This window comes from Dactylosporangium sp. CA-052675 (genome assembly GCF_050947935.1).
In the GTDB taxonomy this organism is placed as follows: Bacteria; Actinomycetota; Actinomycetes; order Mycobacteriales; family Micromonosporaceae; genus Dactylosporangium.
Map to the genome: position 1 here is coordinate 6,219,680 of NZ_CP192010.1, position 6,067 is coordinate 6,225,746.

Annotated in this window: 8 protein-coding genes; all 8 read right to left on the bottom strand. The window is 73.7% G+C overall.

The genetic code is table 11. The features are described 5' to 3' along the window. Positions 1-47 precede the first annotated feature (47 nt). The 8 genes from ACQP1P_RS27835 to ACQP1P_RS27870 all read right to left on the bottom strand — a co-directional run bounded on the left by ACQP1P_RS27835 (position 48) and on the right by ACQP1P_RS27870 (position 6,058). Positions 48-659: an STAS domain-containing protein gene (locus ACQP1P_RS27835; RefSeq protein WP_433074685.1), complete on the bottom strand. Its 612-nt coding sequence runs from the start codon at positions 657-659 to the stop codon at positions 48-50. Positions 660-948: 289 nt separating this feature from the next. After that, positions 949-1,155: a hypothetical protein gene (locus ACQP1P_RS27840; RefSeq protein ID WP_433074688.1), complete on the bottom strand. Its 207-nt coding sequence runs from the start codon at positions 1,153-1,155 to the stop codon at positions 949-951. 209 nt (positions 1,156-1,364) lie between these two features. Next, complete coding sequence (locus ACQP1P_RS27845; protein WP_433074690.1) at positions 1,365-2,120, bottom strand: thioesterase II family protein; 756 nt, start codon at positions 2,118-2,120, stop codon at positions 1,365-1,367. Continuing rightward, entirely contained in the window at positions 2,117-3,382 is a 1,266-nt protein-coding gene (locus tag ACQP1P_RS27850) for a beta-ketoacyl synthase N-terminal-like domain-containing protein (protein ID WP_433074693.1), read from the bottom strand. The genes ACQP1P_RS27845 and ACQP1P_RS27850 overlap by 4 nt, the downstream gene beginning before the upstream one ends. Then, positions 3,379-3,618, bottom strand: a complete 240-nt coding sequence (locus tag ACQP1P_RS27855) for a phosphopantetheine-binding protein (protein WP_350610688.1) — start codon at positions 3,616-3,618, stop codon at positions 3,379-3,381. The genes ACQP1P_RS27850 and ACQP1P_RS27855 overlap by 4 nt, the downstream gene beginning before the upstream one ends. Before the next feature lie 12 nt (positions 3,619-3,630). Continuing rightward, positions 3,631-4,863, bottom strand: coding sequence for a hydroxymethylglutaryl-CoA synthase family protein (locus ACQP1P_RS27860; RefSeq protein WP_433074696.1), 1,233 nt, complete (start codon positions 4,861-4,863; stop codon positions 3,631-3,633). A 56-nt stretch (positions 4,864-4,919) separates the two neighbouring features. Continuing rightward, the gene (locus ACQP1P_RS27865) at positions 4,920-5,171 is read right to left on the bottom strand and encodes a phosphopantetheine-binding protein (RefSeq protein ID WP_433074699.1); all 252 of its coding nucleotides are present in this window, start codon (positions 5,169-5,171) and stop codon (positions 4,920-4,922) included. Further along, the gene (locus ACQP1P_RS27870) at positions 5,168-6,058 is read right to left on the bottom strand and encodes an LnmK family bifunctional acyltransferase/decarboxylase (protein ID WP_433074702.1); all 891 of its coding nucleotides are present in this window, start codon (positions 6,056-6,058) and stop codon (positions 5,168-5,170) included. Before ACQP1P_RS27870 ends, ACQP1P_RS27865 begins: the two co-directional genes overlap by 4 nt. Between the last annotated feature and the right edge of the window lie 9 nt (positions 6,059-6,067).

A 6,067-nucleotide genomic window follows, 5' to 3' on the forward strand; every position in this document is an offset into this window, starting at 1 on the left:
CCGGGCCATCGTCCTGCCGGCCGTGAGGCCCGAGGCGCCGGTTCAGCTCAGCACGCCACCGGCCGGCCCGAGCGCAGCCACTCCAGGGCCGCCGCCCGCTCGGCGTGCATGGTCAGGACGCGATCCAGGCACAGCATCCGCAGCGCACCCGCCACCGCCGGACGGGCGCCGACGAGACACGCGCGGCCCCCGGCCGCGGACGCGCGCTGCGCCGCACGGACGAGCACGTCCACGGTCGCCGAGCTGAGCCGCCCGACCCGGCTGACGTCGACCAGCAGGTGCGCGAACGGGCCGGGGTCGCCGCTGAGCAGGTCCCAGAGCCGCGCGTCGTCGGTGCACAGGAGCTCGCCGCTCAGGTCGATCGCGCGGACGTCCGGCAGCAGCTGCAGCACCATCCGCTGGCCGGACCGGCCGGCCGGCACGATCGAGGGCGCGTCCAGCGATCGGGCCACGATGCCGGCCAGCGACGTCGGCGGCCCGCACCGGCCACAGCCGTGCGGCCCGACCGCCAGCTCGCTGCCGCACCATCCGTCCAGCGCGAAGAGGCTCCAGGCCCCGCGCCAGTCGCCCGCCGACGCCGCGAGATTGCCGACCACCCAGCCGCAGGAGTCACACACCAGACTGAAGTCGGTGCCGTCCCGGCTGAGCAGCGCGGTCATCGGGCCACCCGAACCATCATGTGCATAGTGCAATTATCTCGGACGGTCGTCGTGCCCACATCGTTGCGGGGCATGACGTTCCCGTGACAATCGGCCGCCCGCCACAGCACGTCACCCGCCGGCCGCGGCCTGCGTCATCGTGCCCACATCGTTGCCGGGCATGACGTTCCCGTGACAATCGGCCGCCCGCCGCAGCACCGTCACCCGCCGGCCGCGGCCTGCGTCGTCGTGCCCACATCGTTGCCGGGCATGACGTTCCCGTGACAATCGGCCGCCCGCCGCAGCACCGTCACCCGTCGACCGCGGCCTGCGTCGTGCATCGCGGGCAGCCGTGCGGCCCCCGCCGGGACCGGTCGCCGATCCAGCCGTGCCGTCTGACGAAGCTCCAAGCCAGATCCCAGTTGTGCAAGTTGGCGCCGAGATGCTCCACGGCCGTTCCGCAACCGTCGCACACCAGCCGGAAGTCAACGCCATCGGACTCATGCAACACCGTCATCCGAACCTCCCGATCCATCGTCACTCTCGGCCCATGACGCTTCTCCGGCGATTGGATGACGATTCCACGACATGTGCAGCGCCGAGCAGCCCGCCCGGGCTGCGCAATCGCCGATCATGGGCGAGCGGACATCGTACATGCCATATGAATATGTTGCTATGTGCAAGTATCTCGGCCGGGCCGCGACGGCGCGACCGGGGCGCGCTGGATCAGGTGCCGCCGAGACGATCCAGGACGGTCGCGAGCACCGCGTCGCGCGCCGGTCTGAGGTAGAAGTGGTCGCCCGGGAAGACGTGCAGGTCGAACGAGGAGCGGGTCGTGTCGCGCCAGGCGGCCATCTCGTCGGCGGTCACCTCCGGGTCGGCGTCGCCGGTCAGGGCGGTCACCGGGCACCGCAGCAGATCGGTGCGGCGCGGGCGGTACGTCTCGTTGAGCTCGAAGTCGGCGCGCAGCGTCGGCAGCACCAGCGCCATGAGGTCCGGGGCGTCGAGCACCTCGCGGGGGATGCCGTTGAGGGAGCTGACCGCGGGCACGAACTGCTCGTCGCGCAGGCGGTGCAGCGGTGGCCGGCGGGCGGGCAGGTGGGGCGGGCGGCGGCCGGAGACGAAGAGCCGGACCGGTGCGCCCCAGCCGCGGCGGGCGAGCTCGTGGGCGACCTCGAAGGCGATCGCGGCGCCCATGCTGTGACCGAAGACGGCGAAGGGCCGGTCCAGCAGGGGCAGCAGGCCGTCGCAGAGCGGCGCGATGAGGTCGTCCATGCTGCGCAGCGGGCGTTCGCGCAGCCGGGACTCGCGTCCGGGCAGCTGGACCGGGGCGAGCGCGACGTGCGGCAGCAGCGGCTCGCGCCAGGTGCGGTACGCGGTGGCGCCGCCGCCGGCGTGGGCGAAGCAGAACAGGCGCAGGGGTGCGCCGGTCTCGTCGGCCGGGCCGCCGATCCAGGCGGTGCCGAGCTGCAGGGACGTCATGCCGGGCTCCCGAGGCTCCCGAGGCTCCCGGGTTCGACCGCGATGGCGATGCTGGTGTTGATGCCGCCGAAGCCGAAGCCGTTGGACAGCGCCAGGACGGGACGGACGGCGACCGGTTCGGCGCCCACGAGTCGCAGGGCGGGCTCGATGGGGCGCGACAGGCGCGGGTTGGGGTGCAGGAAGCCGCCGCGCAGCTGCGCGATGGTCGCGACGGCCTCCACCACCCCGGCGGCGTAGAGGCAGTGGCCGGTGAGGGCCTTGGTCGCGTTGACCCAGGGACGGTCCGGGCCGGTGCCGAAGACGCGGCACAGGGCGGCCGCCTCGGTGCGGTCGCCGAGCGGGGAGCCGGTGCCGTGGGCGTTGACGTAGCCGACGTCGCCGGGGCTGCGGCCGGCCGCGGCGAGGGCGGCCGTCATGGCGCGGGCCTCGCCGTGCTCGTCGGGGTCGGGACCGCTGTTGGCGTCGAGGCACACGGCGGTGCCGACGATGCCGGCCTGCACGGTGGCGCCGCGCGCGCGGGCCGAGTCGCGGTGCTCCAGCACGAGGGCGGCGCAGCCCTGGCCTGGTACGAAACCACGGTGCCCGGCATCGAAGGGCCGGCACGGCTCGTCCGCCATCGCGCCGAGGTTGAACAGCGCCTGCGTCTCGGCGGGGGTGAGGTCGGCCAGGGCGCCGACGACGACGCAGGCATCCACGGCCCCGACGGCCACCAGCCGGGCGCCGGTGACGATGCCGACGTTGCCGCTGGCCGAGGCGGCGCCGACCTGGCAGCCCTCCCCCGCCGCGTCGAGCACGTGGCTGAGCACGCCGAGGTGGTCGGTGTCGAGCAGGCGCAGCGCGGCCCGGCCCGGGACGCGGGCCGGCGCGCGGCCGAGGGTGGCCGCCACCTGCTGCGCGTAGCGGCCGGTGAGGTTGTGCCCGGCGACGACGACGCCGAGGCGCTCGCGGGGCAGCGCGCCGGTGAGCAGGCCGGCGGCGGCCGCGGCCTCGACGGCGACGGCGACGGCGGCGCGGATCGGCAGCGGCGCCCGGGCGGCCGCGCGCGTCGCCCGGCGGGCCACCGCGGCGGGTGCGCTTTCGAGGGCTTCGGCGAGGTCGACGTCGGGCATCGGGGCGGCGCAGGCGGGACCCGCCGTCGCCGGGTCGTCGACGCCGATCACGCCGCTCGCGCCCCGGCGCAGGGCGGCGGTGAAGGCCGCGACGCCGTCGCCGATCGCGCAGCGCACGCCCATGCCCGTGACGGCGACCGGTTCCGCGCTCATGCGTACTGGCGCAGGACCGCGACGAGCCCCGCGATGTCGCCGACGTCGCGGAACGCCATGGCCGGCACGTCGACGTCGAGGTCCTCCATCGTCATCGCGACCACCTCGGTGCGGTCGAGGCTGTTGCAGCCCAGGTCGGCCATGGCCACGTCGGGGCGGACCGAGCCGGGGTCGACCTCGGGCAGCACGAGGCAGAGATTCTTGCGGACCAGCTGGAAGATCTGGTCGTCATCCATGATGTCGCCTCCTCAGTGCCAGGCGTAGCGGCGGTGGAAGTTGTCGATACCGGTGAGCACGAGCAGCCGGGGGCGGCCGGGCACCCGGTCGAGGTACTCGTCGTAGCGGGCCACGTCCACCTCGCGGTGCGGCTCCGGGACGAGGACCCGCAGGTTCTCCTTGAGCAGCTGGGCGTACTCCTCGAAGCTCAGCTCGCACCGGGCCGCGAGCCGGGCGCCGATGCGCATCGGGGCGAGCGCCGCGCGCGAGCCGGCGTCGAGCGTGCCGCTGAAGAACTCCGACGAGCAGCCGGAGCCGTAGGAGTACAGGCCGACGCGGGCCGGGGTGTCGAGCGGCGTGTGCTCGATGAGCGAGGCGAGCGCCAGGTACACCGAGCCGGAGCACAGGTTGCCGACGGTGCGCGGATAGGCCAGCGACGGCGCCACCCGCCGCTGGAAGTCGGCCTCGATCGCCGCCGCCTCGGCCCCGCCCCGCTCGCGCAGCATCTTGCGATGCGCGGCGCGGACCAGCCCGGCGAAGGGCGTGTGCAGCGCCAGCCCGTCGAAGGTGGCGACGAAGTCGGCGTCCTGGACCCGCTCAGCGTAGGCCGCGAAGCTGCGGGACAGGCAGTCGAGGTAGGCGAACAGCGACCGGTCCGTGTCGGCGATGTCGAACTGCGGTGTGGGCCGGGCCGAGTCCATCGTCTCGTAGCTGTGCAGCCCGAAGGCGCCCAGGTCGAGCGTCAGCACCCGCGGCCGGTCGCCGAGCAGCACGGCGGCGGCGCCGTGGCCGGTCGCGGGCTCGGCGTACTCGCTGCGGGCGTCGACGAGGGCGACGTCCGTGGCCACGACGAGCGCCCGGGCGCCGGGCGAGACGGCGGCGGCCAGGTAGCCCGCGGCGAGCTGCAGCACCCCGGTCGCGCCGTAGCAGGCCTGCTTGACCTCCAGCAGCCGGCAGCGGGAGCCGAGGCCGAGGTGCTCGTGCACGTAGGACGCGACGGACTTGCTCAGGTCGACGCCGGACTCGGTGGAGGTGACGAGCAGCTCGATCGAGTCGCGCTCGTCCGCGGTGAGCGCGTCCACGATGGGCCGCGCCGCGTTGACCGCGTTGGTGACGGGGTCCTCGCAGGGCAGGCCGATGGAGCGGTTGGTCATCGCGAGGTTCTCCAGCCGCGCCGGGTCCAGGCCACGGCCCTCGAACAGGACCGGCACGGGGATCTGGGCCACGCCGCAGTAGACGTTCAGCGCTTCGATACCGATATGCATGATGGCGTCGGTCATGGTTGCATCAGTCACGGTTGCGTCGGTCACGGTTGTGTCGGTCATGATTCCGTCCGGCAGAGGTCGTCGATGAGGGCGGCGACGGTGGGGATGCCGCTGAAGTCGGACAGGGGCCGGCGCACGCCGAGCCGGTCGGTGATCATGAGGATGATCTCCACCCGCTCGACCGAGTCGGCGCCGAGGTCCTTGAGGTGCTTGCCGTGGTCGATGGCGCCCGGGTCGAGGCCGGGCAGGATCGTGGTGATCGCGCTGTGCACGGCCGCCGTGACGCGCTCGCGGGCCGCCGGGCTCATGCGGCACCGACCTGCAGCGTGGCCACGGCGATGAGCCGCGCCGTGTCCTGCTCCTCGATGACGACGTCGACGACCTCGGCGCCGTCGGCGTGCCGGCGCAGCCGCGCGGTGAGCGTCAGCACGGTGCCGGCGTCGGCGTTGCCGAGGTAGCACACGCGCTCGTCGGTCAGGCGCAGGCGCAGGTACTCCTCCTCGTCGCGGCCGAGCAGCTGCCACAGCCGCCACACCGCGGTGTCCACGATGGAGAAGTACGCCGCGAAGTACACGAGGCCGACGCCGTTGAGGTCCCGGGTCGGGTCGAGGCGGTACGTGGTGGTGTGCCCGTCGACGACGACCTCGGCCGGGCCCTCGTCGAACGTGCGGGCGGTGCGGGCACGGTGGTAGACGGCGCGCGGGGAGTACCGCTCCGGCAGGATCGGCAGGTGCTCGTGGCGGAAGTCCACCGGGGCCGAGCGCACCAGGTCGCGGTTGCTGCGCTGCGCGCTGCGGGTGACCCAGCGGTTGAACGTCTCGACGTAGAGGCAGCCGGGGTGCGGGCGCTCGTAGAACTCGACCGGGTCGAGCTTCTCGGCCTCGGCCGCCGGATCGCCGGCCAGGGCGATGCGGTGCAGGGTCAGCACCGACTCGCTGCCGTAGCCGTAGCAGGCGGACAGCACCCGCAGCCGGTCGCCGAACGTGAAGCGGCGCAGGTGCATCTCGCGGCTGCCCCGCAGGTGGTAGTAGTAGAACGCGAGGTACGTCGGCGCACCCGACTCGTCGCGCGCGGTGAACGCGTCGGTGCCGCACAGCTCGCTGACCGTCTGCCAGGTCCAGTCGCCGACCTGGCCGACGAACAACGAGTTGTACCCGCACATCGCCGGGGTGACCGTAATGTCCCGGAGCAGCATGCGACTCCT